Below are 14,915 nucleotides of genomic sequence, written 5' to 3'. Positions count from 1 at the left end.
CATGATGAATAAACAGAATGCATCAGCCTCTATACCACCTGATATTGCTCATGATGCTGATATTACTTTAGAACAACCGGATATTTCTCTTCGTCGTTGGCTATTGCCGTTATCAGAGAGAGGTATTGGGCATGGTACTCACACCTTAACGGATACCACAGAAGAGCAAATTGAAGATATCGCGCAATTATCGGCTGAACAACACCTAGCCAATGCAATCCGTCAATGTTCAAAAGAAGGTGAACTATTAGCTATTTCCACGCTGTATGATGCGCCTTATTCACTCTCTGAAGAAGAGGTAATGCAATTAAGAGTCGCGTTGAAAGAGGACACTTTCGTTGATATTACTTATTTAACACATAATGGTGAGGATTATTTCTATTCTGACACTGTTATGTCAGATAACTATGCACAATTACAGCTTCTCAATAGATATACCGATATTTGTACTGCCATTGCAGGTTTAGTTCGCTTTGAATGCGAAACCTACCCTCGACCATTGAAGCAAAGCATGTTGATGTTGGAGCCTTTTTATTACACCGCTGCAGAAATAGACGATGCATTGACGCTGATGAAAACTCACCCTGATTTTCAAGATATTCAGCAAATATTCGCCTCTAACAATGCCCCTTACCTATTTAGTAGCACCCTAATGAGTTATGGCAAGGCGAGAGGATTAACAGAATGGCTGGAGGTAGAACAATATGAAAATCCTTAGTGCTCTACCCTGTCGACGAAATGTTCTGTGGGTATTACAACAGCATCAGATTGAGGAGCAAAAATAATGCGTGTTTCTCGCCGTAAATTTGTAGCAGGTATAGGTTCTGTGATCTTTTTCAGTGCGCCACTGGGGAGTGCCTTAGCGGCAGCCACAGATAAAAAACCGATACGCTATGCCATGATCCATGACGAAACACGCTGTAATGGCTGTAATATTTGTGCCACAGCGTGCCGTCGATTAAATAAAGTACCAACCGGAATGGCGCGAATGGATATTGCACACATTCCATTAAGCTTAAAAGAAGATAACGATAAGTACCATTTTTTTAGACACTCATGTCAGCAATGTGAAGATGCTCCTTGTATCTCGGTTTGTCCTACGGGCGCATCTTGGCGCGATGAAAGCAATGGTATTGTTCGCGTTAATAAAGAGAAATGTATTGGCTGTAGTTATTGCATATCAGCCTGTCCTTACCAAGTTCGTTATCTTAATCCCGTAACACATGTTGCTGATAAATGTGACTTTTGTCTTGAGTCTCGATTACAAAAAGGGTTCCCACCGATTTGTGTCAGCGCTTGCCCACAAAACGCCCTACTCTTTGGTAGAGAAGATAGCCCACAAATTCAGCAATGGCTAAAAACACATGACTACTATCTCTATCAACTTGATGGAGTAGGAAAACCGCATCTTTATCGACGTGTTGGACCTCATGTACAAGGGGGAGATAACGTATGAGTGCAATAAATATCATGCCAAATGCAGCACAATTTCAAGCCTCACTCAAACAGTATGTCTTAATCTATACACCGGACTATTTACCACTTTGGTTAATTGTTGCCGGCGTATTATTTGTCGGCATGCTACTTGTACTCGCACTTCATGGTTTTTTACGTTACCGCTTTGCCACACCCCATGGAGAGCATCATCAAGAAGAGAAACTCTATCTTTACTCAAAAGCGGTACGTTTATGGCATTGGAGTAATGCAACTTTATTTATCTTACTCCTTCTCAGTGGCGGGATTAACCATTTCGCCCTACTCTCGGCACATGACACGGCGTTACTCGTCAATGTGCATGAAATTTGTGGTTATCTACTCTTAGTATGCTGGTTGTCCTTTGTATTAATTAATCTTGTTAGTGGCAATGGTAAATTTTACCGTATTGACAGTAAAAACTGGTTGCAACGAGTATTAATGCAAACACGTTTTTATCTTTACGGCATTATTAAGGGGGAAGATCATCCTTTTCCAGCCACTCCCAAGGTTAAATTTAATCCACTGCAACAAATGGCTTATTTAGGTGTGATGTATGCATTAGTACCATTACTTTTAATCACGGGGATCTTACTGCAAAATCCCATGTTTATCCCTGCTGATGCTGTGCTATTTAAAGCTTGGTTATTAATAATTCACCAAATACTAGCCGTGTGTAGTGTCTTTTTTATCTTTGGTCACCTTTACCTGTGTACCACCGGAAGAACGCCATTCCAAACCTTTCGCAGTATGGTTGACGGCTACCATAGACACTAATAAATAGATGGATCAAGGAGCTTATATGTCAGTCCCTTCACAGGAAAATATCACACTAACCAAAGAAGACTTACGCCAACTGCATGTTTCAAGTTCACTTTATCGTTGGTTTTTGCGTTATTTTCCCCATGGAGGTACTTACCGTGCTATCCATAATGAATTGATAAAACAACGTCAAACACAATGGATAGAAAGCTTAATTCAATATATTTATCTGCGTCATTTTAGTCAGTCCTCTTTTGCCAAACAGGAACAAGAAGTGATAGAAAACATCTTGTCCCTGTTAGGCAATGAAAAACAAACCGGTGTGACATTACAACGTTTACCCTATCACCAACCGCAATCTAGCGACGAAAACATCCAGTTTTCCACCGAATGGCATCAACTGATTGTCAAAAGCCAACAATTTAACACCGCCCTTGCATTATGTGGTCGTGATAATATTGTCGCCTTATCCGGTGATGAAAACAGTATTGCTAACACTGGTTATAGTAACCAATTAATCAACAGCGGATTTGCTGGAAAGATCAGTAATACGGCAGATCAATGTCGTATTGGTAGCTTAGGAGGACGCTCTCGTATTTGTAATAGTGGCAACGATGTTAAAATTTACGCTTCTGGTCAAGGGGCGCATATTGCCAATAGTGGCATAAGAAACTTTATTAATGCGACTCAATCCCGTACAAAAATAACCAATACTGGTGATTTAGCACATATTACTGTTACTGGCGATAACGCCATTGCTATCAACACAGGTGATAACTGCACACTCTCTGTATCTGGGGATAACAGCGTGTGTATCTCAACAGGGCATCTTCAGCAATTTTGCTTAGGAAAAGGCGGTAGTGCTGTGATTGCCTATCACGATGGAAAACGTACCCGCTTTAACGTTTTCTATGAAGGTGAAGATAATATTGAGGCCGGCATTCACTACTACTTAGATGAAAAACAGCGCCCAGTTGCAATGGATAATATTACTTAACTCAATAATTAATAAAAAATTCTCATAGAAGCTATTGGGCAAACATGGAGACGAAACACGATAACTTCGCATTGTTTCACAAAGATTTAGCGTTATATTTTTAATATAAACAGCAAAATATATTTTTAAGCATAAAATGTGAATAAGCTATTATCACCACTTGTGACCAAGTTATGCATTAGGGACTACTGTGATAGTTGTATTAGCATCCTTGTCTTTCTTTATAAAAGAACCATTTTTATCTTTAATATATGCAGAATTACCGATCCTAATTTCCTCTTCATTTAAAGAATACATTATTGACATCACTTTATCTTTTTCTATACATTTTTTGTTACTTTTAATTTCAGTAAAACATAATCGATCGTATTTTCCTTCTTCTAAATATCCATCACCGTAATTCCATATAGAAATCAAAAATAAACTATTTTTATCCTTAAATAAATCATACTTTTTATCTAAAACATCTTGATTGTTTTTCCACCATATTATTTTTCCATAATCAGTTATCGGAAAATTCTCAACCAGAATAGAGGTGGTATACGTATCTTTATGTACTCCCATAACTTTAACGGGAATAAAAAACTCATACACTACAAAAAAAATAAAAGATAGCAAAAATATGATTATTGTTATTTTATATTTAAAAGCCATTATTTTGGACTCCGAATTTTTATATTAATAGTTGCTATTATAATATAATTATTTCACTCGGTAAGGAATCACTTTGATTTATTGTGCTGGCATTCACCTGGGCATAATTAAAAATTGATGCATTAGTTAAAACAACAGTCATATATTTTTCTTGTGAACTAAAATGGTCAATAAAACAATATTAGCACAGCATAAGATTAAGCAATAAACATTTTTCACTGTATTAAAGAAAAATTATGTGTACTTTCAATCTATAGGTCAACCTAGTCAATATTTATGTGTTACATAGAGAACTTTAATACTCTATTGTGGACAATTTCACGTACAATCGAGTATTATAAAACTCTCAACCTAACACATAATATTAGTGAATTTATAGATTATGCAAAAAATGATATCTATGCAGAGCGGATAAAAAAAGCAAATATTATCTTTCTCTGCCTCGTCGCACAATATTTAGATAGTTTAAACTGCTTTCAAGACGAATTCAGACCAAAGTGATTTGGGCAACTTAAATTTTCTTAGCTTACTTTATGGAGCTTTGATTTATCACCTACTGAGCAGATCATCTTAAAAGGAAAATAGCACCACTACGTTACCGAAACGGCAACCCCGACGATAAAATATATGGCTGTATTCATGATGAGGATATGGAATAATGAGTAATCCATTTACGATATCTAACTTTCCTGAACAACTAGAGACCTCCCCTTTAATAGATGAAAGCCATCACTATGATGACCCTTTACCGCCAAAAGATCTCGTATTTTTACAAAGTATCAACAACCAAGAATGTAAGATTAAATCATCACAAGTCAATGGTCGATTCACGAATACTGTCCCGATGTTTTTGGTATTAATAGTAATGATGTTTTATACCCTATTTAATTTTATTGAAGGACATATTATTACAAAATATACTTTAGAAGATAATATTAAAGAAATTGAAAATTATAGTACCTATTATACAGGGAACGATCGCGTTGTACTTAGGGATATAAATAAATATAAACCTTTCTTTGGAAAGGAAAAGATAAGTTGGTGGGAATATATCAAAGCATATAATTCAGGTAAATTTTTTGTAGGTAGTGAAGATGACAAATATTTTGTCCTCGCATGGTTAGTTTTATTTCCCAGTGGATTATATATCTTAAGCTCCCTTGCTTTCTTTGTGCCAATGACCTATTTGGTGGCTGATAGAAAACGACAGATCTTATATTCTTATGTAGATGGCATTGTGATGGCAACCCGTTATGAAGATACTCAATTCGGTTATGCCGGTAAAATGTTAGCATTTAAATTATTCTATATACATCCTGAAACTGGTGAGCTAGGAATACATATATATCGTCCCAATGTCTCTCACTACACAGGTTTTTTATTAAGTAGTGATACTGAAGATCACCGCTTTATTACTTTTCTTAATGCCTATATGCAACAAGGCCGAGATGCTGTTTCGCCTGTTGATTACCAAGCCCGTAAGCCCTTTTTATCTTTTGGTAAAAACCCACTTCCTGCTGATTTTGAGCAACAGGTCGAACAGATTCTGGCAAAGCTTGATCAGGAGAAAAAACGGCATGCGTAAAATTGATAAGGAAGGTACGGAATGACCAGTTTACGCACAGTATCAAAACACCCTGAACAATTAGAAACCACACCATTAATTGCGGAAAGTCATCACTACGATGATCCTTTAGCACCTCAAAAACTGGTATTTTTAGAGGCTGTTAATCAACAGCGTTGTGTGATTAATTCACCACAGCGCAATAGCCAACTCACTAATACAATACCTTTTTTTATCGTACTTTTAGTTATGGCCTTTTATACATTATTTGGTTTTATTTCCGAACATATAAATTATAAAAGACATTTTCAGAGTATGGTCGAAAAAGTTGAGGCTAAATATAGTAATGAACTTAATTTAGATGCGCCTACATTAAAATATGTAAACACGTACAGACCATATTTTGGGAAAAAAAATATAAATTATTGGGATTATATAAAGGCTTATAATTCAGGTGAATTTTTTACTGATGGCCAATATGAAAAGTACCTCGTCATTGGCTGGCTAATTTTTTTCCCCGGTTTTTTATGGCTATTTGGCTATCTCTCTTTCTTTACGCCTCCTGTGTACCTTACTGCTGATAGGCAAAGAGGAATACTGTATAGCTATGGCATGGGGAAAGTGCGTTTAACCCGCTATAAAGAGGCGCAATTTGGTTATGCGGGCAATATGTTGGCAATTAAACTATATAGCATTAATGAAAAAACAGGCCAATTAAAAACGATCCTCTATCGCCCCAATGTGTCCCACTACTCCAGTTTCCTAACCAGTACCGACAGTGAAAACCACCGTTTTATCACTTTCCTTAATGCCTATATGCAACAAGGTCGAGATGCCGTTTCGCCTGTTGATTACCAAGCCCGTAAGCCCTTTTTATCTTTTGGCAAAAATCCACTTCCTGCTGATTTTGAGCAACAGGTCGAACAGATTCTGGCAAAGCTTGATCAGGAGAAAAAACACCATGCGTAAAATTGATAAGGAAGGTACAGAATGACCCGTTTACGCACAGTATCAAAACACCCGGAGCAATTAGAAACCACACCATTAATTGCGGAAAGTCATCACTATGATGACCCTTTAGCACCTCAAAAACTAATATTTTTAGAGGCAGTTAATCAACAGCGTTGTGTGATTAACTCACCACAGCGCAATAGCCAACTCACTAATACAATACCTTTTTTTATCGTACTTTTAGTTATGGCCTTTTATACGTTGTTCGGATTTGTTGATAATCATATTGCTACTAAAAATTCCATTGAAATAATGGCCAAACATGTAGAGGAAAAATATGGCCATAAAAAAGAACAAAATATGCTATCAGCAAAATTAATTGAATTGTATAAACCTTATTTTGGAAAAGATAAAATTAGTTTATGGGAGTATATAAAGGCTTATGATTCAGGTAATTTTGTTATAGATGGCCAATATGACAAATATCTTATCCTAGGCTGGCTAATTTTTTTCCCCGGTTTTTTATGGCTATTTGGCTATCTCTCTTTCTTTACACCTCCTGTGTACCTTATTGCTGATAGGCAAAGAGGAATACTGTATAGCTATGGCATGGGGAAAGTGCGTTTAACCCGCTATAAAGAGGCGCAATTTGGTTATGCGGGCAACATGTTGGCAATTAAACTATATGGCATTAATGAAAAAACAGGCCAATTAAAAACGATCCTCTATCGCCCCAATGTGTCCCACTACTCCAGTTTCCTAACCAGTACTGACAGTGAAAACCACCGTTTTATCACTTTCCTTAATGCCTATATGCAACAAGGCCGAGATGCCGTTTCGCCTGTTGATTACCAAGCCCGTAAGCCCTTTTTATCTTTTGGTAAAAACCCACTTCCTGCTGATTTTGAGCAACAGGTCAAACAGATTCTGGCAAAGCTTGATCAGGAGAAAAAAACCATGCGTAAAATTGATAAGGAAGGTACAGAATGACCAATTTACGCACAGTATCAAAACACCCAGAGCAATTAGAAACCACACCATTAGTTGCGGAAAGTCATCACTACGATGATCCTTTAGCACCTCAAAAACTGGTATTTTTAGAGGCGGTCAATCAACAGCGTTGTGTGATTAACTCACCACAGCGCAATAGCCAACTCACTAATACAATACCTTTTTTTATCGTACTTTTAGTTATGGCTTTTTATACACTGTTTGGTTTTATTGAAAACCATAAATCAAATTATTTTACCCTTCAATATAGGTCTAACTATTATAATGAAAAATATGGTATCGATAACTTACCAAAAGAATTATCTCGATATTTGCCATATATGAAAGTTAAGGAAATAAGTATCGGAACATATTTAATCGATTACTATACGGATAAAATTTACAAAAATGATAAATTTAAGATATTGATGATTATCGGCTGGCTAATTTTTTTCCCCGGTTTTTTATGGCTATTTGGCTATCTCTCTTTCTTTACGCCTCCTGTGTACCTTATTGCTGATAGGCAAAGAGGAATACTGTATAGCTATGGCATGGGAAAAGTACGTTTAACCCGCTATAAAGAGGCGCAATTTGGTTATGCGGGCAATATGTTGGCAATTAAACTATATGGCATTAATGAAAAAACAGGCCAATTAAAAACGATCCTCTATCGCCCCAATGTGTCCCACTACTCCAGTTTCCTAACCAGTACCGACAGTGAAAACCACCGTTTTATCACTTTTCTTAATGCCTATATGCAACAAGGCCGAGATGCTGTTTCGCCTGTTGATTACCAAGCCCGTAAGCCCTTTTTATCTTTTGGTAAAAACCCACTTCCTGCTGATTTTGAGCAACAGGTCAAACAGATTCTGGCAAAGCTTGATCAGGAGAAAAAAAACATGCGTAAAATTGATAAGGAAGGCACGGAATGACCAATTTACGCACAGTATCAAAACACCCAGAGCAATTAGAAACCACACCATTAATTGCGGAAAGTCATCACTATGATGACCCTTTGGAGCCTCAAAAACTGGTGTTTTTAGAGGCAGTTAATCAACAGAGTTGTGTGATTAACTCACCACAGCGCAATAGCCAACTTACTAATACAATACCTTTTTTTATCATACTGTTAGTTATGGCCGTTTATACACTGTATGGTTTTATTGAAAACCATAAATCAAATTATTTTACCCTTCAAGATAACTCTAACTATTTTAATGAAAAATATGGTGTTGATAACTTACCAATAGGGTTATCAAACTATTTGCCATATATGAAAGTTAAGGAAATAAGTATCGGAACATATTTAATCGATTACTATACGGATAAAATTTACAGAAATGATAAGTTTAAGATATTGATGATTATCGGCTGGCTAATTTTTTTCCCCGGTTTTTTATAGCTATTTGGCTATCTCTCTTTCTTTACGCCTCCTGTATATCTTATTGCTGATAGGCAAAGAGGAATACTGTATAGCTATGGCATGGGGAAAGTGCGTTTAATCCGCTATAAAGAGGCGCAATTTGGTTATGCGGGCAATATGTTGGCAATTAAACTATATAGCATTAATGAAAAAACAGGCCAATTAAAAACGATCCTCTATCGCCTCAATGTATCCCATTACTCCAGTTTCCTAACCAGTACTGACAGTGAAAACCACCGTTTTATCACTTTCCTTAATGCCTATATGCAACAAGGTCGAGATGCCGTTTCGCCTGTTGATTACCACGCCCGTAAGCCCTTTTTATCTTTTGGCAAAAACCCACCTCCAGCTGATTTTGAGCAACAGGTCGAACAGATTCTGGCAAAGCTTGATCAGGAGAAAAAAACCATGCGTAAAATTGATAAGGAAGGTACAGAATGACCAATTTACGCACTGTATCAAAACACCCAGAGCAATTAGAAACCACACCATTAATTGCGGAAAGTCATCACTACGATGATCCTTTAGCACCTCAAAAACTAGTGTTTTTAGAGGCAGTTAATCAACAGCGTTGTGTGATTAACTCACCACAGCGCAATAGCCAACTTACTAATACAATACCCTTTTTTATCGTACTTTTAGTTATGGCCTGTTATACATTTTGGGGTTTTATGGATAGGCACTCATCTAAAATGTATACATTTCAGGATACAATTAATTATAACAAAAGAATTTATGACTCATATAATGAACAAGGCAAAAGCCCTCCAAAATATTTAGATAAATATGTTCCATACTTTAACAAAGGGAAAATAAGTATATGGGTCTATATTAAGGCATATTATACCGGTGAGCTTAGCCGTAATAGCCAAGCAGAAATATTTTTAATAATTGGCTGGCTAATTTTTTTCCCCGGTTTTTTATGGCTATTTGGCTATCTCTCTTTCTTTACGCCTCCTGTATATCTTATTGCGGATAGGCAAAGAGGAATACTGTATAGCTATGGCATGGGAAAAGTGCGTTTAACCCGCTATAAAGAGGCGCAATTTGGTTATGCGGGCAACATGTTGGCAATTAAACTATATGCCATTAATGAAAAAACAGGCCAATTAAAAACGATCCTCTATCGCCCCAATGTGTCCCACTACTCCAGTTTTCTAACCAGTACCGACAGTGAAAACCACCGTTTTATCACTTTCCTTAATGCCTATATGCAACAAGGTCGAGATGCAGTTTCGCCTGTTGATTACCACGCCCGTAAGCCCTTTTTATCTTTTGGCAAAAACCCACCTCCAGCTGATTTTGAGCAACAGGTCGAACAGATTCTGGCAAAGCTTGATCAGGAGAAAAAAACCATGCGTAAAATTGATAAGGAAGGTACAGAATGACCAATTTACGCACTGTATCAAAGCACCCAGAGCAATTAGAAACCACACCATTAGTTGCGGAAAGTCATCACTATGATGATCCTTTAGCACCTCAAAAACTGGTATTTTTAAAGGCAGTTAATCAACAGCGTTGTGTGATTAACTCACCACAGCGCAATAGCCAACTCACCAATACAATACCCTTTTTTATCGTTCTTTTAGTTATGGCTTGTTATACATTATTTAATTTTATGGAAGGGCATATTGGAGCCAAAGCTGAGCTAGAAAGCATGTCTCAATATTTATTTGAAAATAATAAAGATATTAACGCATTAAATGAGATTGAGCGTAAATCTATTTTAAAATATCAACCTTTTTGGGAAACAGAAAAAATTAGCTGGTGGGAGTATATAAAAGCGTATAACTCCGGTGAATTTTTTATTGATAGCCAATATGATAAATACCTCGTCATTGGCTGGCTAATTTTTTTCCCCGGTTTTTTATGGCTATTTGGCTATCTCTCTTTCTTTACGCCTCCTGTATACCTTATTGCTGATAGGCAAAGAGGAATACTGTATAGCTATGGCATGGGAAAAGTACGTTTAACCCGCTATAAAGAGGCGCAATTTGGTTATGCGGGCAATATGTTGGCAATTAAACTATATGGCATTAATGAAAAAACAGGCCAATTAAAAACGATCCTCTATCGCCCCAATGTATCCCATTACTCCAGTTTCCTAACCAGTACTGACAGTGAAAACCACCGTTTTATCACTTTCCTTAATGCCTATATGCAACAAGGTCGAGATGCCGTTTCATCGGTTGATTACCAAGCCCGTAAGCCCTTTTTATCTTTTGGTAAAAACCCACTTCCTGCTGATTTTGAGCAACAGGTCGAACAGATTCTGGCAAAGCTTGATCAGGAGAAAAAACACCATGCGTAAAATTGATAAGGAAGGTACGGAATGACCTGTTTACGCTTATGGTGTTCTGGTAGTTGTATACTCATTGTTATAGATTAAGTTCCAGTTTTCCCTACAAAGGTACACATCGAATTAAGCGGGATAAAATTTATTTTTCCACTTTGTGCTATTAAGTTAAAACTAAGTTTAATATAACTTTTGTAGGTGAAGATAATATTGTGGTGAGTACTTACTACTATTTAGATGAAAAACAACACCCCGTTGCAATGAATAATTTTACTGAATGCTTATAATTAGTAAAAATCCTCACAGAAGTTAGCTTGTAAAAATGGACACTATAATATCCAATTATGCCATATCATGCTATAATTGGACATTATAGTATCCATTTTATGTTTAGAGCTAATAATGAAACTCTCATTACTTACCGATATTGATGTTAGTCGAGCTTTTGCTACTCATTTACGAAAACGACGAGAAAAAGAAAAATGGTCTCGGGAACATCTTGCCGAGCGCAGTACCGTCCCTGCATCAACAATTAAAAAATTTGAGTTACAAGGCAAAATTTCATTACGACAACTACTGTTACTTTGGCAGTGTCTTGATGATTTAAATAACCTTTATGCCGTTGTTGACCCTAAAAAAGCCAATAAGCCTCGTATACCAAGAACCATTGAAGAGGTATTACAAGATGAATTTTAAGCCAATAAAAAAATTAAATGTAACCCGGACGTTGTCTACAGGTGTTCAAGTTTTGATGGGAACATTAGCTCAAAATCATAATGGTGTATTTTTTCAATACGATGCTCACTATTTAACACAATTTGGCAATAGTTCTCCTTTTAATCTGAAAAATAATACAGATTTACAAATTGCACCTAAAAAACCTCATGGTAACTTGCATGGGCTTTTCTCTGATAGTCTACCTGATGGATGGGGTCGATTATTACAAGATAGAATTTTTCGCCAACACGGTATACAACCACATGAAATTACAACAATGGACAGATTAGCTTTTGTTGGTAATAAAGGTATGAGTGGATTGTCTTACTTACCCCTCTCTGACTATCAAACAAATGAACATTTTGATGTTGATTTGATTAATTTAGGCTTAGATGCTCAAGCGGTATTTGATGGGCAAACAGAAACTGTTTTATCTGAACTTGCTATTGTTGGTAGCTCCGGAGGCGCGAGACCTAAAGCATTGCTCTATTTTAAACAGGGCGATTTTAACCAATGCAAAACATATGAAGAACAAGGCGATGAATCATGGTTGATCAAATTTACGTCCCAGAACTTACCTCTTGGTCATGATGAAGGTTTATGTGAAGCAATCTATCTCACTCTAGCAAGCAAATTAGATCTTAATCCTCCACAATGGAAACTTATTGATGTACCTAAAAGCAGTCACGGCAAATCTTGGTTAGCCCTAAAACGTTTTGATCGTGTCACAAATAGTTCGGGTAAATCAGGCTGTTTAATCATGCACAGTGCATGTGGCTTATTAGATGCTGACTTTAGATTACCTTCATTAGATTACGAAGATTTGATCAAAGTAAATCGTGTATTATGTAAATCAATTTCAGCCGGGCAGCTTCAGTTTAGGCGAGCTATTTTTAATTTATTCGCTTCTAATCAAGATGATCATAGTAAAAATTGGTCTTTTCTACAGTATGACGATGGACATTGGGAGCCTGCACCTTTTTATGATGTCACTTATAATCCCAATCCAAGGAATGAACATATCACATCATTCGGTGGATATGGAAAACAACCACCATTAAACATAATCAAACATCTTGCAGAAATAGCTGGTTTTGAAAGTTGGCAACAAGCACAAACGTATATCCATCATACTGTTGATATTATTAGTCAATTCTCATCGTTAGCTAAAGAGTATGACGTTTCAAATTCCGTTCGTGCTGATATTGATAAAACGCTTACTAATCGCCTAAAAGAAAATCAACACTTACTTTAATTTCGTAAAAAAGGGAAACTTCCGTTTCCCTTTTAGATTTTAATTTAATGTATTTTAGCTTATTTGTTTATCCCAGAGTGGATCACTTTTTTATGTTGTGAGCCAGCTACTTTATCGTAAATAGCGCATATAACAATAGTCACTAATACAGGAATTAACCACGCTAATCCTTGCTCACTTAATGGTAATTTAGCCGCCCAATCCGGTAATAAATGTTTTAAATGATCGGACGCTTTAATGGCATCAAAAATGCCAAAAAATAAGCTTATTGCCATTGCAGGGGCAATAATACGGCTTGGATTATGCCAAAAACGTAAAGTGAAACTCATCAGAATAATCACAATACAAGGAGGATAAATCATCACCAGAACAGGAATAGAGAACGCAATCAGTTTACTTAAACCAAGATTAGAGACTACCGCGGAAAATACAGCCAAAATCAATACTAATGTACGATAAGAAATAGGCAAATAGCGGCTAAAAAACTCCGCACAAGCACAAGTTAAACCTACCGCTGTCACCATACAAGCTAAGAAAATAAGCAGAGCTAAAAAGAAACTACCAAAATTACCGAAAGTATGTTGCACATAAGCATGTAAAATATCTGCGCCATCTTTTGCTTCTGGAATAATGCTGCCGCTAGCAGAACCAAGCTTAAATAAACTAAGATAAATCGCCGTTAATAACACCCCCGCGATAATTCCCGCCCACATAGTATAACGTGTTAATAAAGACGAATTATCAATCCCTCTTGAGCGGGCCGCATTGACAATAACAATACCAAAGACCATCGCGCCTAACGTATCCATGGTAAGATAGCCATTAATAAAACCTTGGGTAAATGCCATATCTTGATACGCTTGTGTAGCGGGGATCGGCGTTCCTGCTGGCCAAAATAGCGCAGCTAAACCTAATACAGCTAAGGCTAAAATTTTAATCGGTGCCAGAATGTGACCAACACTATCAAGTAATTTTCCCGGATACAGTGAAATACCGATAACAATTAAAAAGTAAATAACACTATAAATAAGTAAGGCAATATCACTATCACCCACTAAAGGGGCAATGCCAACTTTAAAAGAGACCGTTGCGGTTCGCGGGGTGGCAAATAAAGGGCCGACAGCAAGATAAGCGACTATTGCTAATAAAAGTCCCATAGATTTACCAATGGGGGTGCTTAATGCTTCAATTCCCCCTCCCACTTTCGCTAATGCCACCACTGTTAGCACAGGTAAGCCAACTCCGGTTAGCAAAAAACCAATGGCCGCAGTCCAAACAAACTCCCCTGATTGCAACCCCACCATCGGGGGAAAAATAATATTCCCTGCTCCAACAAATAGAGCAAAAGTCATAAAACCTAATGCCAGAATGTCTCTGGAAGTTAATCGATGTGCCATAAGATTTGTTAATATATCGTTATTAGATGGTTAATTTACATTTACTATATAAAGTAAATACAACAAAAATATCAGCAGTATCTATTTTGCTTCATGATGGGTTATTCAGAATAATATTTAAGAATAACCATTTTACACAGAGCAATTACATATTAAATAGAAAAAAGCGCCGATAACTGCTCACAAGTAAAACTTTTATAATGAAAAAAGGCAATAGCTGATCTAAAAAGCAGAATAATCATCTAAAGTATTTTTTCAGGCCAGTGATAACTGTTATATATCGCCAATTATCCCCGATATGATTTGTATATTTTTTACTCACCAAACAGCAATCTAGCCATCAATTAAAGTTCCCATTAATTAATAATATTAAAATTTAACGCTACGATATTAGATTTTATTGATATTGATTTGATGGGTATATGACAAAAATACC

14 protein-coding genes and 1 pseudogene are annotated in these 14,915 nt (G+C 36.6%); 13 read left to right on the top strand and 2 right to left on the bottom strand.

Annotation, left to right across the window (positions count from 1 at the left end):
* The first annotated feature begins 4 nt into the window (after nucleotides 1-4).
* From PMI_RS00330 to ydhT, 4 genes are all read left to right on the top strand, one after another.
* A complete protein-coding gene (locus tag PMI_RS00330) occupies nucleotides 5-718 on the top strand; it encodes a YdhW family putative oxidoreductase system protein (RefSeq protein ID WP_232504899.1) in 714 nt (237 codons plus the stop codon).
* Nucleotides 719-784: 66 nt separating this feature from the next.
* Complete coding sequence (locus tag PMI_RS00325; protein ID WP_004252595.1) at nucleotides 785-1,456, top strand: 4Fe-4S dicluster domain-containing protein; 672 nt, start codon at nucleotides 785-787, stop codon at nucleotides 1,454-1,456.
* Nucleotides 1,453-2,250, top strand: coding sequence for a thiosulfate reductase cytochrome B subunit (gene phsC, locus PMI_RS00320; protein WP_012367462.1), 798 nt, complete (start codon nucleotides 1,453-1,455; stop codon nucleotides 2,248-2,250). Before PMI_RS00325 ends, phsC begins: the two co-directional genes overlap by 4 nt.
* 7 nt (nucleotides 2,251-2,257) lie before the next feature.
* On the top strand, nucleotides 2,258-3,232 hold the full coding sequence (gene ydhT, locus PMI_RS00315; RefSeq protein ID WP_012367461.1) for a protein YdhT: 975 nt from the start codon (nucleotides 2,258-2,260) through the stop codon (nucleotides 3,230-3,232).
* 171 nt (nucleotides 3,233-3,403) lie between these two features.
* Here the strand turns inward: ydhT and PMI_RS00310 are convergent, their stop codons facing one another.
* Nucleotides 3,404-3,886, bottom strand: coding sequence for a DUF943 family protein (locus PMI_RS00310; RefSeq protein ID WP_012367460.1), 483 nt, complete (start codon nucleotides 3,884-3,886; stop codon nucleotides 3,404-3,406).
* Between the two features lie 658 nt (nucleotides 3,887-4,544).
* On the opposite strand from PMI_RS00310, the gene PMI_RS00305 reads away from it, so the two are divergent.
* The 9 genes and pseudogenes from PMI_RS00305 (at nucleotide 4,545) to PMI_RS00265 (ending at nucleotide 13,082) form a co-directional block, all read left to right on the top strand.
* A complete protein-coding gene (locus PMI_RS00305; protein WP_012367459.1) occupies nucleotides 4,545-5,471 on the top strand; it encodes a hypothetical protein in 927 nt (308 codons plus the stop codon).
* 21 nt (nucleotides 5,472-5,492) lie between these two features.
* Complete coding sequence (locus PMI_RS00300) at nucleotides 5,493-6,419, top strand: hypothetical protein (RefSeq protein WP_012367458.1); 927 nt, start codon at nucleotides 5,493-5,495, stop codon at nucleotides 6,417-6,419.
* A gap of 21 nt (nucleotides 6,420-6,440) precedes the next feature.
* Nucleotides 6,441-7,391, top strand: coding sequence for a hypothetical protein (locus PMI_RS00295; protein WP_012367457.1), 951 nt, complete (start codon nucleotides 6,441-6,443; stop codon nucleotides 7,389-7,391).
* Nucleotides 7,388-8,323 (top strand): hypothetical protein, encoded by a 936-nt coding sequence (locus PMI_RS00290; protein ID WP_012367456.1) that lies wholly within the window; start codon nucleotides 7,388-7,390, stop codon nucleotides 8,321-8,323. The genes PMI_RS00295 and PMI_RS00290 overlap by 4 nt, the downstream gene beginning before the upstream one ends.
* Nucleotides 8,320-9,255: pseudogene (locus tag PMI_RS00285) on the top strand (hypothetical protein). The gene PMI_RS00290 and the pseudogene PMI_RS00285 overlap by 4 nt, the downstream one beginning before the upstream one ends.
* Complete coding sequence (locus PMI_RS00280; protein WP_012367455.1) at nucleotides 9,252-10,202, top strand: hypothetical protein; 951 nt, start codon at nucleotides 9,252-9,254, stop codon at nucleotides 10,200-10,202. The pseudogene PMI_RS00285 and the gene PMI_RS00280 overlap by 4 nt, the downstream one beginning before the upstream one ends.
* Nucleotides 10,199-11,125, top strand: coding sequence for a hypothetical protein (locus PMI_RS00275; RefSeq protein ID WP_012367454.1), 927 nt, complete (start codon nucleotides 10,199-10,201; stop codon nucleotides 11,123-11,125). The genes PMI_RS00280 and PMI_RS00275 overlap by 4 nt, the downstream gene beginning before the upstream one ends.
* A 387-nt stretch (nucleotides 11,126-11,512) precedes the next feature.
* Nucleotides 11,513-11,806 carry a helix-turn-helix domain-containing protein gene (locus PMI_RS00270; protein WP_004245158.1) on the top strand — a complete coding sequence of 98 codons (294 nt, stop codon included), beginning with the start codon at nucleotides 11,513-11,515 and terminating at the stop codon, nucleotides 11,804-11,806.
* Nucleotides 11,796-13,082, top strand: a complete 1,287-nt coding sequence (locus PMI_RS00265) for a type II toxin-antitoxin system HipA family toxin (RefSeq protein ID WP_012367453.1) — start codon at nucleotides 11,796-11,798, stop codon at nucleotides 13,080-13,082. The genes PMI_RS00270 and PMI_RS00265 overlap by 11 nt, the downstream gene beginning before the upstream one ends.
* A gap of 59 nt (nucleotides 13,083-13,141) precedes the next feature.
* On the opposite strand, the gene brnQ is transcribed toward PMI_RS00265, so the two are convergent.
* A complete protein-coding gene (brnQ, locus tag PMI_RS00260) occupies nucleotides 13,142-14,479 on the bottom strand; it encodes a branched-chain amino acid transport system II carrier protein (RefSeq protein WP_012367452.1) in 1,338 nt (445 codons plus the stop codon).
* Between the last annotated feature and the right edge of the window lie 436 nt (nucleotides 14,480-14,915).

Source organism: Proteus mirabilis HI4320 (genome assembly GCF_000069965.1).
Taxonomy (GTDB): Bacteria; Pseudomonadota; Gammaproteobacteria; order Enterobacterales; family Enterobacteriaceae; genus Proteus; species Proteus mirabilis.
This window is presented reverse-complemented; position numbering and strand designations above follow the sequence as displayed.

What these genes read in the sequence shown, in the direction of transcription:
- PMI_RS00330 (WP_232504899.1), top strand. Translation starts at nt 5, where the DNA reads ATGAATAAACAGAATGCATCAGCCTCTATACCACCTGATATTGCTCAT.
- PMI_RS00325 (WP_004252595.1), top strand. Translation starts at nt 785, where the DNA reads ATGCGTGTTTCTCGCCGTAAATTTGTAGCAGGTATAGGTTCTGTGATC.
- phsC (WP_012367462.1), top strand. Translation starts at nt 1,453, where the DNA reads ATGAGTGCAATAAATATCATGCCAAATGCAGCACAATTTCAAGCCTCA.
- ydhT (WP_012367461.1), top strand. Translation starts at nt 2,258, where the DNA reads ATGGATCAAGGAGCTTATATGTCAGTCCCTTCACAGGAAAATATCACA.
- PMI_RS00310 (WP_012367460.1), bottom strand. Translation starts at nt 3,886, where the DNA reads ATGGCTTTTAAATATAAAATAACAATAATCATATTTTTGCTATCTTTT.
- PMI_RS00305 (WP_012367459.1), top strand. Translation starts at nt 4,545, where the DNA reads ATGAGTAATCCATTTACGATATCTAACTTTCCTGAACAACTAGAGACC.
- PMI_RS00300 (WP_012367458.1), top strand. Translation starts at nt 5,493, where the DNA reads ATGACCAGTTTACGCACAGTATCAAAACACCCTGAACAATTAGAAACC.
- PMI_RS00295 (WP_012367457.1), top strand. Translation starts at nt 6,441, where the DNA reads ATGACCCGTTTACGCACAGTATCAAAACACCCGGAGCAATTAGAAACC.
- PMI_RS00290 (WP_012367456.1), top strand. Translation starts at nt 7,388, where the DNA reads ATGACCAATTTACGCACAGTATCAAAACACCCAGAGCAATTAGAAACC.
- PMI_RS00280 (WP_012367455.1), top strand. Translation starts at nt 9,252, where the DNA reads ATGACCAATTTACGCACTGTATCAAAACACCCAGAGCAATTAGAAACC.
- PMI_RS00275 (WP_012367454.1), top strand. Translation starts at nt 10,199, where the DNA reads ATGACCAATTTACGCACTGTATCAAAGCACCCAGAGCAATTAGAAACC.
- PMI_RS00270 (WP_004245158.1), top strand. Translation starts at nt 11,513, where the DNA reads ATGAAACTCTCATTACTTACCGATATTGATGTTAGTCGAGCTTTTGCT.
- PMI_RS00265 (WP_012367453.1), top strand. Translation starts at nt 11,796, where the DNA reads ATGAATTTTAAGCCAATAAAAAAATTAAATGTAACCCGGACGTTGTCT.
- brnQ (WP_012367452.1), bottom strand. Translation starts at nt 14,479, where the DNA reads ATGGCACATCGATTAACTTCCAGAGACATTCTGGCATTAGGTTTTATG.